Raw genomic sequence first — 17347 nt, 5'->3', positions numbered from 1 at the left:
ATTGGTCTTCTATTCTTAGGTCAGTAAGGATAAAACATATATTTTTGCGGGGTAAAATATGTAATTTGAATCCTACCAATATTCATGATCCGGAGTATTTCCACAAAGTAGTGGATTGCCAATATGCCTGCCCTGCTCATACGCCGGTACCCGAATACATCCGACTCATCGCCGCAGGCCGATATACCGATGCATACATGATCAATTGGGTGTCTAATGTTTTTCCCGGTGTCTTGGGCAGAACTTGCGACCGCCCATGTGAGCCTGCCTGTCGTCGGGGGCGAATTGAAGAAGAGCCGGTAGCTATCTGCAGGCTTAAAAGAGTAGCCGCTGACTTCAAGGATGACGTAACCAGCCTGATTCCCGGCCCAACGGCTCCCAATGGTAAAAAAATAGCGCTCATCGGAGGGGGTCCTGCATCCTTGACCGTGGCCAGAGATCTTGCTCCCTTGGGTTATGAAATACATCTATACGACGAACAACCTGCCGGTGGAGGATTTATGAGAAGCCAAATTCCGTCTTTCAGACTTCCTGAAGAGGTCCTCAACGAAGAAGTGAATTACATTCTCAACATGGGCATTCACACCCAGTTTAATACCTACGTTTCCAGTTTGAAGGAAGTGCTGAGGGATGATTATGATGCAGTATTTGTGGGGACCGGAGCACCACGTGGAAAAGATTTACCGGATTTGCCTGGACGCCAGGAAGCAGCCGAAAATATTCACATAGGCATTGATTGGCTGGCCAGCGTAGCTTTTGAGCATACCAAGAAGATTGGAAGGAAAGTACTGGTCATTGGCGGTGGAAACACTGCAATGGATTGTTGCCGTACTTCCAGAAGATTGGGTGGAGAAGATGTACGTGTGGTAGTACGAAGCCCGTTTGGGGAAATGAAAGCCTCTCCATGGGAAATTGAAGATGCACAGCATGAGGATATTCCATTTTACAATTTACATTCCCCGAAAGCATTTGTTGTCGAAAACGGCAAATTAAAAGGGATGGAATTTGAGGTGGTGGAAGCCAAGTACGAGAATGGAAAAAGGCAATTGGTAAATACCGGAGAGATTGTGTTCATGGAAGCGGACGATGTGCTTTTAGCCATTGGTCAGGAGAATAGCTTTCCTTGGATTGAAAGAGATTTAGGAATAGCTTTTGATAAATGGGGCCTTCCAGTGGTGGATACCCTTACCTTTCAATCTACATTAACCAAAGTTTTCTTCGGGGGAGATGCGGCTTTTGGACCCAAGAATGTAATCACTGCGGTTGCACATGGACATCAGGCAGCAATCTCCATCGATTTGTATTGCGAACAAAAATCTCTTACAGAAAGGCCTTCTCCAATGACCAATCTGATCAGACAAAAGATGGGAATTCACGAGTGGTCCTATGACAATCAGACGGCTGACGACCTTAGATTTAAAGTTCCTCACGCAGACAAGACAAAAGCTCTTAAGGACAGATTGATGGAAGTCGAACTAGGATTTGATGTGCAACTGGCATTCAAAGAAGCTCAACGCTGTCTCAATTGCGACGTTCAGACCATTTTTACCGAAAGTAAGTGCATCGAATGTGATGCATGTGTGGACATTTGTCCCACAGCTTGTATCAGTTTTGTTGAAAATGGAGAAGAGGAAGATCTTAGAACAAGACTGAATGCACCTTCACTTGATCTCAATCAGGATCTATATGTTTCCAATATTTTACCTACCATGAGGGTGATGGTAAAAGATGAAGATGTTTGTTTGCATTGTGGACTTTGTGCAGAACGATGTCCAACTTCTGCATGGGATATGCAGAAATATTTATATCACGCTCCTAAAGCATGTCAACTATGATGAACGCACCAAAAGTGAATGATCTGGTGGTCCGTTTTGCCAATGTAAATGGTACTGGCTCTGCAAGTTCAAATAATATGTTTGCCAAAGCCATCTTCAGGATGGGCATTCCGGTTACCCCAAAAAATATTTTTCCTTCCAACATCCAGGGATTACCAACCTGGTATGAGGTAAGAGTGAGTGAGCAAGGATACCTGGGTAGAAAAGAAGGAATAGACATTATGGTTGCAGTGAATGCCCAAAGCATGGCACAGGATGTTGCGAATGTTAAGGAAGGTGGTTATCTGATGTATGATTCTACCAAAGCACTGCGTGAGCAATTTATTCGGGAGGACATACACTACATCGGCATCCCGATGATGAAATTATGTGTAGACCATTTCAACGATCCAAGACAACATCTTCTGATGAAGAATGTCGTCTACGTGGGTGCTTTGGCAGCTTTGTTGGATATGGACCTTGGCGTGATTGAACAATTGATAAAGGATCAGTTCGCCAAAAAAGAAAAACTGATTCCGGGAAATCTTCAGGCGCTCCATTTGGGTGTGGATTATGCCCGGGAACATTTTAATTGCCCACTTCCTTTACGTTTGGAATCCAGAGACTTGAATAAAGATAAAATTCTGGTGGATGGTAATAATGCCTGTGGACTTGCAGCAATGTATGCAGGTGCTACAGTGGGTTCCTGGTATCCTATTACGCCATCAACCAGTGTGATGAATGCATTTGAAAAATGGTGCAATAAATACAGGATCGAAGAAGGAACCGGAAAGAAAAAATTTGCAATCATACAGGCCGAAGATGAATTGGCTGCGATAGGAATGGTCTTGGGTGCTAATTGGAATGGTTCCAGAGCATTTACAGCTACCAGTGGACCGGGAGTGTCGCTCATGTCTGAATTTCTTGGACTCTCTTATTTTGCAGAAATTCCTGCTGTGCTGGTCGATGTACAAAGATCCGGCCCATCTACAGGTATGCCTACCAGAACCCAACAATCGGATTTGCTTTCTTCTGCTTATGCATCCCATGGAGATACAAAACACATCCTGCTGTTCCCATCTACGCCCACAGAGTGTTTTGACATGACGGTCATGAGTTTTGATATGGCAGAACGATTTCAAACAACGGTCATTATCATGACCGACCTTGATCTGGGTATGAACGACCATCTGTGTGATCCTTTTCATTGGGATGACCACAAGGCATATGATCGCGGAAAAGTCCTGAACGCAGAAGAGCTTGAACAAATCAAGACTTTTGGCAGGTATCTGGATGTGGACAACGATGGCATTCCATACAGAACCATTCCCGGAACACACCCCACCAAAGGCTCGTTCTTTACAAGAGGTTCCTCAAGAGATGAATACGCCCGATATACCGAAGATGGCGATGTCTATGCCAGAAATATGAATCGCCTACTTAAAAAATGGGAGACTATCAAACAAGAAGTTCCGGCACCTGAAATTGTACGAAACGATCCTGCAAACAAAAAAGCAATTTTGTTTTTTGGCACTTCATCTTATTCTGCCATCGAAACTCTTGACCTTTTGCAGGAAGATGGAATCAGAATGAATGCAGTCCGCATAAAATCTTTTCCATTTCACCAGGATTTGATGGATTTTATTGAGCGACATGAAGAGGTATTTGTCATCGAACAAAACCGTGATGCACAAATGCGATCAATGCTCATCATGGAAGGGGATGTCCACCCAAAGAAATTAAAGAAAGTACTGCAATTTAATGGAATGCCGATTACTGCGAAGTTTATTTATGGAAAGATAAAAGAGCAATTGGTTAATGAGTTAATTAGCTAATGAGTTAATTAGCTAATTAGTTAATGGGGAAATGATAAACAAGGAATGATTTGACAAAAATCAACTTTTAAAAAACGGTAGATTTTAAAATAAAAAATGACTTACGCAAAACCAAATTTCAGACATCCGGATCTTCCTTTAAATGAGATTGGATATGCTAGAAAAGAATATGAGGGAGCTATATCTACACTGTGTGCAGGATGTGGTCATGATTCCATATCCGGTGCCATCATTCAGGCTTGTTATGAGTCTGCCATTGAGCCGCACAGACTGGCAAAATTATCCGGGATCGGTTGTTCCTCAAAAACCCCTACCTACTTTTTAGGTAATTCCCATGGATTCAATTCCGTACATGGTCGTATGCCTTCTGTGGCTACAGGTGCGGTTATGGCCAATAAAGAGCTCATTTATCTTGGTGTATCCGGGGATGGAGACTCTGCATCCATTGGAATGGGCCAGTTTGTTCATGCCATCAGAAGAAATCTGAATATCCTGTACATCGTCATGAACAATGGTTGCTATGGATTAACCAAAGGCCAGGATTCGGCTACCGCAGATGCTGGTTCGGTGAATAAATCCGGTGCTGAAAATCAGTTTCAATCCATTGATCTTGTTGGATTGGGTTTGGAATTGGGGGCAACTTTTGTCGCACGTAGTTTTTCCGGGGACAAAAGCCAATTGGTTCCCTTGATCAAAGCTGGATTGAAACATCCCGGTTTCGCCTTGATTGATGTGATCTCTCCATGTGTTACTTTTAACAACAACGCAGGAAGTACCAAATCTTATGACTACACACGGGAACATATGGAAGCAACTGCTTCCCTTGATTTGGTGCCGGAGCGGGATGAAATCACCCACGCACAACCAGACGGTAGTGTGCAATATATCCAACTGCACGACGAAAGTTTTATTGGCCTTAACAAACTGGACAAAAGCTGGGATCCTACAGATAAATTATCTGCATACAAAAAGATCTACGATGCAAAATTGAAAAATGAAATTCTGACCGGGCTTATCTATATAGACCAAACCAGTAAGGATCTGCATACGTTGCTAAATACCTCTGATCGACCATTGAATCAATTGAATAAAGAAGATTTATGTCCGGGAAATGCCATACTGTCTAAAATAAATTCCAGCTATCGTTAGGAAGAGTTCCTCTCGGGTAAATACAAGTAATAAATTAATGCGCTTCTGCTACCACTTCTTTTACCATTGGCAGCATTCGCTTCATCAATCCCTCAATACCTGATTTTAAAGTAACGGTTGAAGAAGGACATCCACTGCACGAACCCTGCATCATTACTGTCACTACTCCGGCATTGTAAGATTTGAATTCAATATTTCCACCATCCATTTCGACAGCAGGTTTTACGTAATGTTCGATAATTTCCTTTATTTTTTTAACGATGTCCTGGTCTTCTGCACTGTAATCCTGGGTGTCACCGGCATCGTGTGCTGCTTGCTGATATTCTGCAAATCCCTCCTTTACAAGTTCGGCTTCTGATTCAATAATCTTCTTGATGAATTCTTTGGTCGATACCATGATTTCATGCCAGTCGAAATCCGGATTCTTGGTAATGGTGACAAAATTATTGGAAATATAAACCGCTTTTACAAAGTCTAAGGTATACAACGCATCGGCCATCGGAGACCATTCTTTGGCAACTTCCCTGTCCCTGAATTCAGCAATCCCCTTATAAAGGATCCTGTTGCAAACAAATTTTAAAGATTCAGGATTTGGTGTCTGCTCCGTGTATAGCATGATTGCCGGTTTTGCTGTGGTATTTTCCATAATTAGCCTTTAGACCTAAAGACAAATATGAAGACATTTTGTTCAAACTATGAGCTGAATTTGGTTTGGCCATAGTCTAAACCGGATTGTAAACTATTCTTCATGTTGCTTGATTTGGTCGTGCAATTTGACCAAAAGGGTTTTAGCTTGTCTCAGCGTTTTTACATTTTCTCTGATCAGGATCAACAGTTGATTGGATTGTTTCAAAATAAAAGGTTCTGAGGAATGATCCGTACTGATTATCTTGAGTAAACTTTTAAAATAGGGCGATTCAAAATAGCTGGATTGTGGATTAGAAATAAAATATGCCTGAAGTTTTTTCTTCTTCAGAATGATCCTTTCGAATCCCATTTCCTTTGCGATCCATCTTGTACGCAGACCTTCAAAAAGTTCTTCCACAAAGGATGGAATGGGTCCAAAACGGTCTTTCAGTGCAACAGAAAATTTTTCAATATCTTCTTCCTTTTCAAGCTTGTCCAGTTGCTGATATAGATTTAGTCTTTCCTGCACATTAGTCACATAAGAATCGGGAATAAACATTTCTATGTCTGAATCAATACTGGTATCACGGACATAAGTTTTCTGAGGTTTGCCTTCTTCTTCAAACAGGGATTTGTATTCGCCTTCCTTCAATTCAAAAATTGCTTCTTCAAGAATTCGTTGATAAGTTTCATAACCAATGTCGCTGATAAATCCGCTTTGTTCACCGCCCAATAAATTACCTGCACCCCTTATGTCAAGATCTCTCATCGAAATATTGAAACCACTTCCCAAATCAGAAAATTCCTCCAGGGTTTTTAATCGTTTTTTTGCTTCCAGTGTCAGTGCAGAAGAAGGTGGCGCAAATAAATAGCAGTAGGCTTTTCTATTGGATCTTCCCACACGACCACGAAGCTGATGCAAATCGCTCAGACCAAAATTTTGCGCATTGTTGATGATAATAGTATTTGCATTTGGAATATCCAGCCCGGTTTCAATAATGTTGGTGCAGACCAATACATCGTATTTATGTTCAATAAAATCTACCAGTACTTTTTCCAGTTTCTCCGCATCCATCTGACCATGGGCAATGGCCACTTCCACATCCGGACATAATTTTCTGATCAATTCACCGACTTCAGCAAGATTCTTAACTCTGTTGTGTACAAAGAAAACCTGCCCGCCACGATAGATTTCATTGAGTATGGCATCTTTGATCAATTCATCATTGAAGACCCTGCGTTCTGTATGGATTGGTTGCCTGTTAGGTGGCGGAGTGTTTATGACACTCAAATCTCGTGCAGCCATTAAAGAAAATTGAAGAGTCCTTGGAATTGGTGTTGCGGTAAGCGTAAGTGTGTCCACATTCACTTTAAATTGTCTTAATTTTTCTTTGGATGCTACTCCGAATTTTTGCTCTTCGTCAATGATGAGTAAGCCGAGATCCTTGAATTCTGTTTTTTTATTCAGCAGACTGTGTGTGCCAATGATTAAATCGAGACTTCCTTCTTTTAATTTTTTTAGAATGGCAGTTTTTTCTTTTGCACTGCGAAAACGAGAAACGTAATCAACGTCTACCGGGAATTCTTTTAAACGTTCACTGATCGTTCGGTAATGCTGTAAAGCAAGTATGGTCGTGGGAACTAAAATGGCAACTTGTTTTCCATCCTGAATACACTTAAATGCGGCTCTTATGGCTACCTCAGTTTTTCCAAAACCTACATCACCGCAGATCAATCTGTCCATGGGGTAGGGCTTTTCCATATCATTTTTTACATCCTGGGTTGCCTTACTCTGATCGGGAGTATCTTCATAAATAAATGAGGCCTCTAATTCTGTCTGTAAATAATTATCCGGAGCAAAAGCAAATCCTTTAGAAGCCTTTCGGGCAGCATATAGCTTGATCAGTTCTTTGGCGATTTCCTTGACCTTTGCCTTGGTCTTTTGTTTGAGGATTTTCCATTGGTCTGAACCTAATTTGTGCAACATGGGTTCGGTACCTTCCTGTCCAACGTATTTGCTGATCTTATGCAGAGAATGGATGCTGACATACAGGATATCGTGATTGCGGTAAATCAATCTTACTGCTTCCTGCATTTGTCCATTCACATTTATTTTTTCCAGTCCGGCAAATCTGCCAATGCCATGGTCCAAATGCGAAACAAAGTCTCCCGGTTGTAATTCGCGCAAGACCTTAAGTGAAACGGCTTGTTCAGCAGAAAATCCCTGTTTTAGTTTGAATCCATGAAATCTGGAAAAAATCTGATGATCTGTAAAACATGCCAATTTTAAATCAGCATCTATAAACCCTTCGCGAATGGATATCAGTGCAGGTTGAAATTGTATGTCGGCCTTAAGATCTTCAAAAATCCGATAGAATCTTTCGATTTGCTGGACATTCGAAGTGCAGATGTAAGGAATGATATTTTTTTCATTAAAATCTTTAATGATCTCAATGAGGATGTTAAAATTTTTATTGATGCTCGGTTGTGGTTTTGTATTCAGACGGAGTTCTGTCAAGTCGGTGACCTCTGTGGGTTTGGTATCAAAATATACCAAAGGAAAATTCTTCAGCTCTTTTGCAATTTCACCCGGGTAAACAAAAGCACGGTCTCTGATCATGTTGACCGTTCTTTCTTCTTCGTAGTGAATCATTTTTTCTCCAAATTTTTCAGCAGATTCAAAGCAGGTTTGGAGTTTATCCATCAGCGTTTGTTCGTCTTTAATCCAAAGGATGGATTGCTCCGGGAGAATCTCCAGCAAGCTTTTTTTCTCAGCATTTTCAAATTCAGTATTCAAATTTGGTATGATGCTGAAACGTCCAAGTTTCTGTATGGACATCTGAGTTTGCGTGTCAAAACTGCGGATGCTCTCGATTTCAATATCGTTCAGTTCTATGCGGTAGGGATGATCACTGGCAAAGGAAAATATATCTATAATTCCGCCGCGAATGGAAAATTGTCCCGGCTCAAAAACGAAATCCGCGCGCACAAATCCGTATTTTACCAGTTTGTCAATTACTTCGTCAACATCCAGAAGTTCGCCTTGAATAAAATCAACCCGCGATGCTTCAAATCGGGATGGTGCCAATATTTTTTCAAATAAAGCTTCGGGATAACTGATGATGAGATGGGAATTATCGGATCTGATTTTTGCAACTGCTTCAATCCTTTGTTGAACCTGAAATGGATCAAGGTCTTCAAAACTCATTGGTCTTTTGAAGGAGTCCGGAAAGAAACTCAATTCTCTTTCTTTGCAAAATTGTTCCAGGTCATTTTGAAGATAAGCTGCTTCTTCTTTGTCGTTGGCAATGACCAATTGAGTACACTTAAACTGACGGAGGCTGGAAAAAAGCAAAAAGCTGTCCCTTGAACCGGAAAGGCCCTGAATCCAAATTTTTCTACGTCCCTCTTCTTTGATTAGCCGGTAAAGCTTTTGCGCATTGGGATCATTCAAAAAGAGGGATTCCAAGGATGTATTGTCTGCCACAGGCTGCAAAGTTAATCAGTCCAAAGGATATTACCTTCAACTATTAAATGGTAAGACCAACTTCTTGATTCAGTTACTTGTAAAAACTAGATAATAAAAAATAATAACTATGCGCCTATCAATCCCATTTTTTCCATACGGTAATATTCCCGGAAGGTGATCATCCGCTGGGTATTTTCGTCCCATAATTTGTGGGTCGCTAATTTAAAGCTTTCCCATACCGTGATCTCCGTAGTGTATTTATGAAACCACGGAATGGCCTTCTCACATTTTTGAAGATTATAATTAGGAATTGCCGGATTTAAGTGATGGATGTGGTGAATGGCTATATTTCCGGTAAACCAATGTAATATTTTAGGCAATTTATAATAACTGCTTCCTTTGATGGCTGCATACATAAACTCCCACCGATTTCTCCATTCTTTATAACCATGCTCATGCTGATGCTGGATATAAAAAAACCAAATGGCAATTATGGCGAACAAGGAAAGTATGAGCATGTGCACGGTAAGAAATTTCTTCCAGTCGAGTATGAAACACAAGCCAACCATGATGGCTGCATAAATTACATTATTCAAAAACAAACCTGGCTTGTACTTTTTGAATTCTTCAAGATTTACCAATGGTAATCTATTATGAATAAAAATATAGTAAAGCGGTCCAAAGAAAAACATGACGATCCCAGAGCGGTATAATCGATATTTAAGTCTTTGGAATTTGGTCAAGGAGGCAAATTCTTTTACCGTTAGCGTGTCAATATCACCAATATCTCTTACCTCGAGCATACCGTTGTTCATGTGGTGAAAATGGTGAGATTTTGCCCAATAGCTATAAGGCACGGAACTCACTAAACTACAGAAATAACCTATTCGTTTGCGCCAACTTGTAGATTCCACAAAACTGTTGTGTCCGCAATCGTGTTGAATGATAAAAATCCGCACTAGAAAAAATGCATTCAATATTGCCAATAGCACAGACAAGACAATGCTGTAATCCCATAAAAAATAAATGGCCACCCATATACCAAAAAAAGGTCCAAACGAATTCAATATCTGGATGATGGCTTTTTTATTATCGGGTTTTTGATATTCTCTTAGAGTCTTTAAAGCCAACTTGACTTTTGAAATAAACTCCTCTTTTTCTAAATTCAATTCTTTCATTACTGGTTCGCCCTTAAGAACCGCAAAGATATTGATTTAGTTCAAATCATACAGACAAAAATGCCGTTTGTAATGGAGAAATACCAAATCATATTAAATAAATATAATATTTATAAAATATTTAATTTCAGACATTAATTCAATCAATTTCTCATTGTGTCCGCTCTGCATTCGTCAGTTGAAACATCAGCCGGTTTAAATCCTGGGTATTTAGTTTCAGTGTTCCTTTCAGTTCAATTTTATCCGCAGTGAATGGAATCCCGTTTTTGGCAATTACCTCTATGACTGTCTCTGGCCCGGCACCGCCACAAAAATAGCATGACTTTACCGGCAATGCCGAGAGCACAAATTCAGTGTGGCTTTTATAACCATCCCGCGGAATAATGAAGCCTTTTACCACAATCTCCTTACCCTCATAAGATTTTAATTCAGCGCTGAAGATTGGATAATCTACCTCAAATCCTAGATTGGCATCCACTATTTTTTTATACTTTACCTGGCTGAGAATATTCCAGATGTTTTGTGTCCGGACGGAATGACTGCTTAAAAGAAGAGCGAGAAAAATAAGTGTAAATTTCATTGTTTCTTATAAAGAATTATGCCCGCGTGTTCATTGTATAATTGCAGGTAGAGGGATTTTTTTTTATTTTCCTAAGAAAGTATTTTCATTCCACTGAGCTTATCGAAATTTCTTGACAACAGGTTGCGCTTTGGAAGGAAAGATTACATTATTTCTTTTTCTTTTCATCGCTCTCTTCCTTCTTTCTATGTGCTTTGTTACCAGATTTTAGTTCTCTGGAAATAGCCACATAGGGTCCGGTTACCACTTCATCCCCTTCTTTCAGTCCACTGATTATTTCAATAAAATTCTGATCCTGGATGCCGGTTTTAACATCCACTCTGTGGACCGTATCACCCATAAGTATAAATACTGCTTCGATGAATGGATTTTCTTTAATGGCAACTTTTTTTTCTGTTTTGGCGATACTTTCTCCTGCTGCTTTTTCCTTTTCTTTTTTCTTTTTCAATTCTGCGTCGGGGTCATAGGCAACTACCGCCTGAATAGGAATGCTTAAAACATTTTCCACTTTACTGGTTTTAATTTCTACGGTTGCAGACATTCCTGGTTTGAATGGAGCAGCACTGTTACCTGCAACCAAATCTGCATAAGATTCCTTTTCTATCCTGACCTTCACTATAAATTTGGTGACCTGATCTGTAGAGATTGAACCGCCAATGCCGGTTCCTAAGTTTGAAGCACTGTTGGATACTTCAGTTACCCTTCCCGTGAATTTTTTATTTTGATATGCATCGACTTCAATATCTGCCTCATCACCGATATTCACTCTGACTATATCATTTTCGCTTACTTCAACCTGGACTTCCATTGCGTTTAGATCAGCAATGCGCATCATTTCTGTACCGCTCATTTGCATAGTACCTACCACACGTTCCCCTTTTTCCACATTGAGTTTAGAAATAATGCCACCAGCGGGCGCCTTAATCGTGGTCCTTCCTAAATTGGTTTTTTGTTCTTTCAATACAGCCTCTGCATCTTTTACTTGATAGGATGAGCCTTGAGATTGTTTTTTAATGGCCTCAATGTTTGATTCTGCTGATCTCAGACTGGATTCCAGATTTTTTAATTGTGCTTCCGAAGCTTCAAGGTCGGCCTGAGAAATAATGCCATCGCTGAATAATTTTTTATTCCTCGCAAAAACTTTTTGTGCATTTTCAACCTGAGCTTTGACCTGATCTTTCTGTGCTTCGGCAGCATTAATGTTAACTTTGCTTGCACCTGCTTGTGATCTTGCTGCATTAACTCCTGCAGAAGATCTTTCCACTGCTGATAAATAAACATCAGGATTGATGCGTGCAATGATCTGGCCTGCTTTCACAGAATCTCCTTCTTCCACATAGAGCTCAACAATTTCTCCGGACACATCAGACGAGATTTTTATTTCTTTCTCGGGATATATCTTTCCACTTGCAGAAACGGTTTCAGTGATATCCCTAAGCTCTACTTTTTCAACTACTACCTCCGTTCCTTTAGGCTTTGATTTGTTTTTTAATATTGCTGCCGTTATGAGTAAAATTATGGCGGCAATCAATGCCCAAATCCACCATTTTGTTTTTTTTGTGGTCGTCATTTGTTTATCTGTTTGTGCCATTTCTCAATTCTAATATAAAAGTTTAAATTTTAATTTGTGCCCTAAGTTTTTGTAGAAAAGGAGAAGCAAAAATAAAGCCTTCGAGGATCTCATTTGTACTGGCTAAAACTTCATCTTTGGTTCCTGTCCATTCCAGTCTGCCTTCATGAAAGAAGACAATTTTTTCACCGATTTGCATTACACTGTTCATGTCGTGCGTATTAATCACCGTAATTATGTTCATTTCATGCGTGATGTCCATAATTAAATCATCAATTACAATGCTGGTTTTAGGATCCAACCCGCTGTTTGGTTCATCACAAAAAAGATATTTTGGATTCAGTACAATAGCTCTTGCAATACCCACTCTTTTTTGCATTCCGCCGGATAATTCGGACGGATACTTTTTATTGTTTCCTTGTAGATTCACACGTTCCAGACAATGATCTACCTGCATTAGTTTTTCTTTAGCTGTTTTGGTAGTAAACATGTCCATCGGAAAACGAATATTTTCCTCCACCGTCATGGAATCAAACAATGCAGAACCTTGAAACAACATACCTATTTGCATTCTTAATTCACGGGTTTGTTTTTTATTGAGAGAATAAAAATCGACATCATTAAAATAAACATGTCCCTGAGTGGGCGTTACTAAGCCAATAAGGATTTTAAGAAAAACTGTTTTTCCGGCACCTGACCTTCCGATAATCAGATTGGTTTTCCCTTGTTCGAAGGTGCAGCTGATATTTTTTAAAACCTCCTGGGTTCCAAAATTTTTGTAAATATTTTCTGCTCTGATCATGTGGTCATTAACATTGCAATAATATAATCTGACAACAAAATCAGTATGTTGGAATAAACGACAGCTTGTGTACTGGCATTCCCCAACTCAATGCTGCCCCCTTTCACAAAGTATCCCTGATAACATGAAATGGTAGTAAGAAGAAATGAAAAGGTGACGGCTTTAACAAACATCATTGTGACGTTGTAGGGAACAAAAAAGGATCTCAGGCCCTGAACGTATTCTTCATTGCTGAACAAACCTGTAGGTACACTGGCTAAATAACCACCAATAATGCTGATGAATGCACCGACACAGACTAACATCGGAATCACTATGATCGATGCAATTATTTTAGGTTGGACCAAATAGGCTGCAGTATTTACCCCCATGATCTCCATGGCATCAATGTGTTCTTTTTGCCGCATACCACCGATTTCGGAAGCCAGATTGGAACCAACCTTTCCGGCCAATACCATACAACTAAAAGTTGGTGCCAATTCCATAATCGTCATATCCCGCACGATATAACCGATATAATATCTTGGGATCAGTGAGCCTTCCATTTGGTAGGAAAACTGGACTGCAGTTACCGCCCCGATAAATACGGAAATGATGGCAATGATAATGAGGGATCCAATACCTATGTTGATCATTTGGCGAAGTGTCTCACGCCAATACATCGTGGCGTTCTCAGGTTTTTTGAATACCTGGCCCAGCCACACTACATATTTTCCCAGATGAAATAAGGTTTTCATTCAAAAGTAAAGGTAAGACAATCCGCTGTTTTGTCCTTAGTTTTTAGATGATTCCCTCTTCGGACACCATGAATGAGCGTACATCTTCTATGAAGTGCTCAAAGGTATTTAATGCACACATTTTTAGGTTCGGTAAAGAATCGCATGGCTTCCCAGCCCCCTTCACGACCAACACCACTTTGATTCATTCCTCCAAATGCAGTCCTGAGGTCACGATTGAGCCAGCAATTAATCCAAACGATTCCTGTATTGAGCCGTTGAGCCATTCTGTGAGCTCTGCTCAGATCTTTTGTCCAAACAGTAGCAGCTAGCCCATATGCACTATCATTTGCCAGTGTTAATGCTTCTTCTTCATTGTTGAAACTTTGCAAGGTGATTACAGGTCCAAAAACTTCTTCCTGGTTGATCCGGCACGACGGCCCAAGGTTTTCAAAAATAGTGGGCTCTACAAAAAATCCATGTCTGCATCTGCCTTCCGGATAGACCGCATTTCCACCTGTGAGTAGTTGTCCACCTTCCTCTTTAGCGAGTGCGATATAGGACATGATTTTATCGCGGTGAGCTGCAGAAATAACAGATCCAATTTGGGTACCATCTTCCATGGGATCACCAATTTTTAAGTGCGAAACCCGATTGACTAAATCTGTTTTGAATTTGTCATAGATGCTTTGGTGAATCAGGATTCTTGATCCACAAAGACAAATCTGTCCCTGATTGGAAAATGCCAAACGTGCCACTTCACTAAGGGTTTTAGCGTAATCACAATCTTCAAAAACCAAACAAGGATTTTTACCCCCTAGCTCAAGGCTAAGTTTTTTAAACATTGGCCCTGCAATGGAGGATATAGTCTGTCCTGTTTTTGTGCCCCCGGTAAATGAAATTGCCTTAATCTCCGGATCTCTAACAATGGCATCACCCAATTTTGGTCCAAGTCCATGTAGAATGTTTAAAACACCTTTTGGCAGTCCGGCTTCGTTTGCAATTTCCCCCAACATACAAGCTGTAGTAGGACTTAATTCTGAAGGTTTGGCGATCACACAATTCCCCGCAGCAAGCGCAGGAGCAATCTTCCAGGTAAATAAATACAGAGGAAGGTTCCATGGAGATATACATCCTACCACACCTATGGGTTGTCTTAAGGTGTAGTTTATGGAATCCGGTGTGGCGTGGCTTTCGGAGGCAAACTGCATGGCAGCGGTGGCAAAAAATCTGAAATTGGAGGCTGCACGCGGAATTTCAATGTTGCTGGAAAGATTGAGCGGTTTGCCGGTATCATTGGTTTCTGCAATAGCGAGTTCTTCATTTTTTTCTTCTATCAAGTCAGCTATTCTGTTCAGAATTTTAAACCTTAACTGTCCGGAAGAATTGGACCAGGCATCAACAGCTTCTTTTGCTGCCTGGACCGCTAAGGCTACGTCTTTTTGGTCGCTGTCCGGAATCTGTGATATTACATGTCCAGTCGCCGGGTTGGTGTTGTCCAGCCACTTTGCATTTACGGGGTCAATGTACTGACCATTCACATAGTTATGGATTTTTTGCATGCAGATCAAATTGTTGTGTGAAGATCGTATAATAATTTGGCAGGAACAAAGCAAAACGTCTTAACAGCCACAATTATCCGATAGGATAGGATTTGATACAAAAAGGTGCTCAGGACTTTTTTGGAGAAAAAAGAAGACGGTAATTTTTTAAAAGATATTCCCCCCACAAAAAGAATAAAGCGGGAAGTACAACTAAGGATATCATATTGTAGGAAAGAGCTTTACTGACCTCAAGGTGTATCAAGTGTTGCAAGGCTTTTGTCATTCCACAACCATAGCATTTGGTGTCAAAGAGGAGAACAGACAAACAAAGACTTTGACCCTGATCAAAAAAATCGGCTGGTAAAAGGATAAAAACAAAAGGGATCATTGCTACCAAAAAAAACAACAGCAAGGATCCCTTTCGTTTAGAAAACATCAAAAGAACTTAATTACAGCTTTTCAGAATAATCCCCATCCTTAGGTTTAAGGTCTCCGGTAATGATACGGATAAGGTCAATTAAAGCCCATATTCCACAACCACCAGCGGTTAACAATTGGATGATTCCTATGGTAGTGTAGCCTAAGTAAAATCTGTGGATACCAAGTCCTCCAAGGAAAAAGCACAACAACAACGCGATCAATTGGCTTTTGCCACCGGAAGGAGCTTCTGCTGGAGATTTCTCAGTCTCTTTTTTTGCCTGAGTTAACACTTGTTGTTGATCAGACTGGGTTTTACCGGCAATTCTTGATTCTCTGATTGGTTTTTTAGCAGCTTTATGACTTACAGGCGCAACAGGTTTTTCATTCAACAAATTAAGATTTGGTGTATAAAGTACTGAAGGCTCGATAGAAGCATAAAGTGGTTCAATGTTTTGTCTGGCAGCAATAGGATCGACTGAAAATACTTCCTTTTCAATGGCCCAGTCTGACTGAGATTTTTTAACCAAATGACTGGCAGAATTTTTACTCTTTTTCTTTTTAGGGGAAGAATTGTAGTTATTCCAAGCTAAAGATTTATGACCGTCTTTAAAGCTTGGGCAACTCACATACGATTGCTTGCTGCATGAACCTAGAAATAATCCAAAGGCAAGAAGTAAAAAACTGAGTTTTTTCATGTAATAATTTTTGAAGGTTTAAAAAATAAATTGTCTGCTTAAAGGTAAGTATTCTCTTTAGACCTCAAAAAATATTTTTTTGTTAAAATTTAAATACGAGGATTTTTGACTTTTTAAAATCAGCAGGAATGGAATAATGCATTGATTTTGAAACTAAAAATGGTAGCTTAGTCTATATGAATAGCCTTTTAAGTATAGGCCAAAATAAAGATAAGTAAGGGAATTAATGCAGCAAGGCCAACAAAGCCAAAAGTAATCCTGCGATATGAAGAAAAGCGCATCCACCCCTGGGCATTCTGCGCAAACCGATGAAGCCCAGGGTTATGGGAATACCTGCTGCCAATGGAGCAATGATTAATCCTGCCAATCAACCAGAAGTATACATTGGCAATACCAGCCAAAAGTTAAGCGGCTAAAAGCAACCGACAATATAGAAATGATCTTTTTAGAACCGGAATAAGTTAATAAAAGAGTCTTATGAAGATAAGCTATGGGAAGATGGGATGCTACCTGATCTTATACATATGCCGCCACAAGTCTAGTCATTTTAGGACCTGTATTAAAATTTATTTTTTTTTGCCATCAACAATAAATGAAGATCCGCTGTGGGAAACATTAAATCCTTTTTAGAGTTGAGCAGTTTTGTCCATTTAAGTGTAAGGGGTACTAATTGTAACTTTGAAAATTTATTTATAAAGTGTAAGGGAAATTATCTGGTAGATAATTTTTGTTTGTTTTTTATTTTGGTAAAAATGGAAATCCATTTTTATAAATTCTGAATTTTACTTTTCCATGAAGTCAGGACAATATACTAGAGTCTTTTTATTGCAAGCCAAAGACAGTCAACCTAGAAAAACCAGAAAATTAAATATTTCACATCCATTTGATCTATTTAGTTTCCAAGGTAAATTTTCAGCCATCTCTCGGTGGTATTTATAGTTAACGGCG

At 39.9% G+C, this 17347-nt stretch carries 13 protein-coding genes; 3 read left to right on the top strand and 10 right to left on the bottom strand.

Annotated features, from left to right (window positions below; all coding sequences use genetic code 11):
• Window positions 1-65 precede the first annotated feature (65 nt).
• From IPJ83_16050 to IPJ83_16040, 3 genes are all read left to right on the top strand, one after another.
• Window positions 66-1835: an FAD-dependent oxidoreductase gene (locus tag IPJ83_16050; protein MBK7882050.1), complete on the top strand. Its 1770-nt coding sequence runs from the start codon at window positions 66-68 to the stop codon at window positions 1833-1835.
• Entirely contained in the window at window positions 1835-3649 is a 1815-nt protein-coding gene (locus IPJ83_16045) for a 2-oxoacid:acceptor oxidoreductase subunit alpha (GenBank protein ID MBK7882049.1), read from the top strand. Before IPJ83_16050 ends, IPJ83_16045 begins: the two co-directional genes overlap by 1 nt.
• Window positions 3650-3745: 96 nt before the next feature.
• Complete coding sequence (locus tag IPJ83_16040) at window positions 3746-4798, top strand: 2-oxoacid:ferredoxin oxidoreductase subunit beta (protein MBK7882048.1); 1053 nt, start codon at window positions 3746-3748, stop codon at window positions 4796-4798.
• A 34-nt stretch (window positions 4799-4832) separates the two neighbouring features.
• Here IPJ83_16040 and IPJ83_16035 read toward each other — a convergent pair whose 3' ends face one another.
• From IPJ83_16035 to IPJ83_15990, 10 genes are all read right to left on the bottom strand, one after another.
• The gene (locus IPJ83_16035) at window positions 4833-5444 is read right to left on the bottom strand and encodes a NifU family protein (GenBank protein ID MBK7882047.1); all 612 of its coding nucleotides are present in this window, start codon (window positions 5442-5444) and stop codon (window positions 4833-4835) included.
• 93 nt (window positions 5445-5537) lie between these two features.
• Window positions 5538-8921, bottom strand: coding sequence for a transcription-repair coupling factor (mfd, locus tag IPJ83_16030; protein ID MBK7882046.1), 3384 nt, complete (start codon window positions 8919-8921; stop codon window positions 5538-5540).
• A 98-nt stretch (window positions 8922-9019) separates the two neighbouring features.
• A complete protein-coding gene (locus IPJ83_16025) occupies window positions 9020-10072 on the bottom strand; it encodes a fatty acid desaturase (protein MBK7882045.1) in 1053 nt (350 codons plus the stop codon).
• A gap of 151 nt (window positions 10073-10223) precedes the next feature.
• Window positions 10224-10652, bottom strand: a complete 429-nt coding sequence (locus IPJ83_16020; protein MBK7882044.1) for a hypothetical protein — start codon at window positions 10650-10652, stop codon at window positions 10224-10226.
• 148 nt (window positions 10653-10800) lie between these two features.
• Window positions 10801-12222 carry an efflux RND transporter periplasmic adaptor subunit gene (locus IPJ83_16015; GenBank protein ID MBK7882043.1) on the bottom strand — a complete coding sequence of 474 codons (1422 nt, stop codon included), beginning with the start codon at window positions 12220-12222 and terminating at the stop codon, window positions 10801-10803.
• Window positions 12223-12265: 43 nt separating this feature from the next.
• A complete protein-coding gene (locus IPJ83_16010; GenBank protein ID MBK7882042.1) occupies window positions 12266-13024 on the bottom strand; it encodes an ATP-binding cassette domain-containing protein in 759 nt (252 codons plus the stop codon).
• Window positions 13021-13761 (bottom strand): ABC transporter permease, encoded by a 741-nt coding sequence (locus IPJ83_16005; protein MBK7882041.1) that lies wholly within the window; start codon window positions 13759-13761, stop codon window positions 13021-13023. The genes IPJ83_16010 and IPJ83_16005 overlap by 4 nt, the downstream gene beginning before the upstream one ends.
• Before the next feature lie 98 nt (window positions 13762-13859).
• A complete protein-coding gene (locus tag IPJ83_16000) occupies window positions 13860-15302 on the bottom strand; it encodes an aldehyde dehydrogenase (protein ID MBK7882040.1) in 1443 nt (480 codons plus the stop codon).
• A gap of 109 nt (window positions 15303-15411) precedes the next feature.
• Complete coding sequence (locus IPJ83_15995) at window positions 15412-15720, bottom strand: DUF2752 domain-containing protein (protein MBK7882039.1); 309 nt, start codon at window positions 15718-15720, stop codon at window positions 15412-15414.
• Window positions 15721-15733: 13 nt separating this feature from the next.
• On the bottom strand, window positions 15734-16399 hold the full coding sequence (locus IPJ83_15990; GenBank protein ID MBK7882038.1) for a TM2 domain-containing protein: 666 nt from the start codon (window positions 16397-16399) through the stop codon (window positions 15734-15736).
• Between the last annotated feature and the right edge of the window lie 948 nt (window positions 16400-17347).

The organism is Candidatus Vicinibacter proximus, assembly GCA_016713905.1.
Classification (GTDB): Bacteria; Bacteroidota; Bacteroidia; order Chitinophagales; family Saprospiraceae; genus Vicinibacter; species Vicinibacter proximus.
This window is presented reverse-complemented; position numbering and strand designations above follow the sequence as displayed.

Excerpts from the sequence above, each read along its gene's own strand:
- IPJ83_16045 (MBK7882049.1), top strand. The coding sequence starts at position 1,835 with ATGAACGCACCAAAAGTGAATGATCTGGTGGTCCGTTTTGCCAATGTA.
- IPJ83_16040 (MBK7882048.1), top strand. The coding sequence starts at position 3,746 with ATGACTTACGCAAAACCAAATTTCAGACATCCGGATCTTCCTTTAAAT.
- IPJ83_16035 (MBK7882047.1), bottom strand. The coding sequence starts at position 5,444 with ATGGAAAATACCACAGCAAAACCGGCAATCATGCTATACACGGAGCAG.
- IPJ83_16025 (MBK7882045.1), bottom strand. The coding sequence starts at position 10,072 with ATGAAAGAATTGAATTTAGAAAAAGAGGAGTTTATTTCAAAAGTCAAG.
- IPJ83_16020 (MBK7882044.1), bottom strand. The coding sequence starts at position 10,652 with ATGAAATTTACACTTATTTTTCTCGCTCTTCTTTTAAGCAGTCATTCC.
- IPJ83_16015 (MBK7882043.1), bottom strand. The coding sequence starts at position 12,222 with ATGACGACCACAAAAAAAACAAAATGGTGGATTTGGGCATTGATTGCC.
- IPJ83_16010 (MBK7882042.1), bottom strand. The coding sequence starts at position 13,024 with ATGATCAGAGCAGAAAATATTTACAAAAATTTTGGAACCCAGGAGGTT.
- IPJ83_16005 (MBK7882041.1), bottom strand. The coding sequence starts at position 13,761 with ATGAAAACCTTATTTCATCTGGGAAAATATGTAGTGTGGCTGGGCCAG.
- IPJ83_16000 (MBK7882040.1), bottom strand. The coding sequence starts at position 15,302 with ATGCAAAAAATCCATAACTATGTGAATGGTCAGTACATTGACCCCGTA.
- IPJ83_15995 (MBK7882039.1), bottom strand. The coding sequence starts at position 15,720 with ATGTTTTCTAAACGAAAGGGATCCTTGCTGTTGTTTTTTTTGGTAGCA.
- IPJ83_15990 (MBK7882038.1), bottom strand. The coding sequence starts at position 16,399 with ATGAAAAAACTCAGTTTTTTACTTCTTGCCTTTGGATTATTTCTAGGT.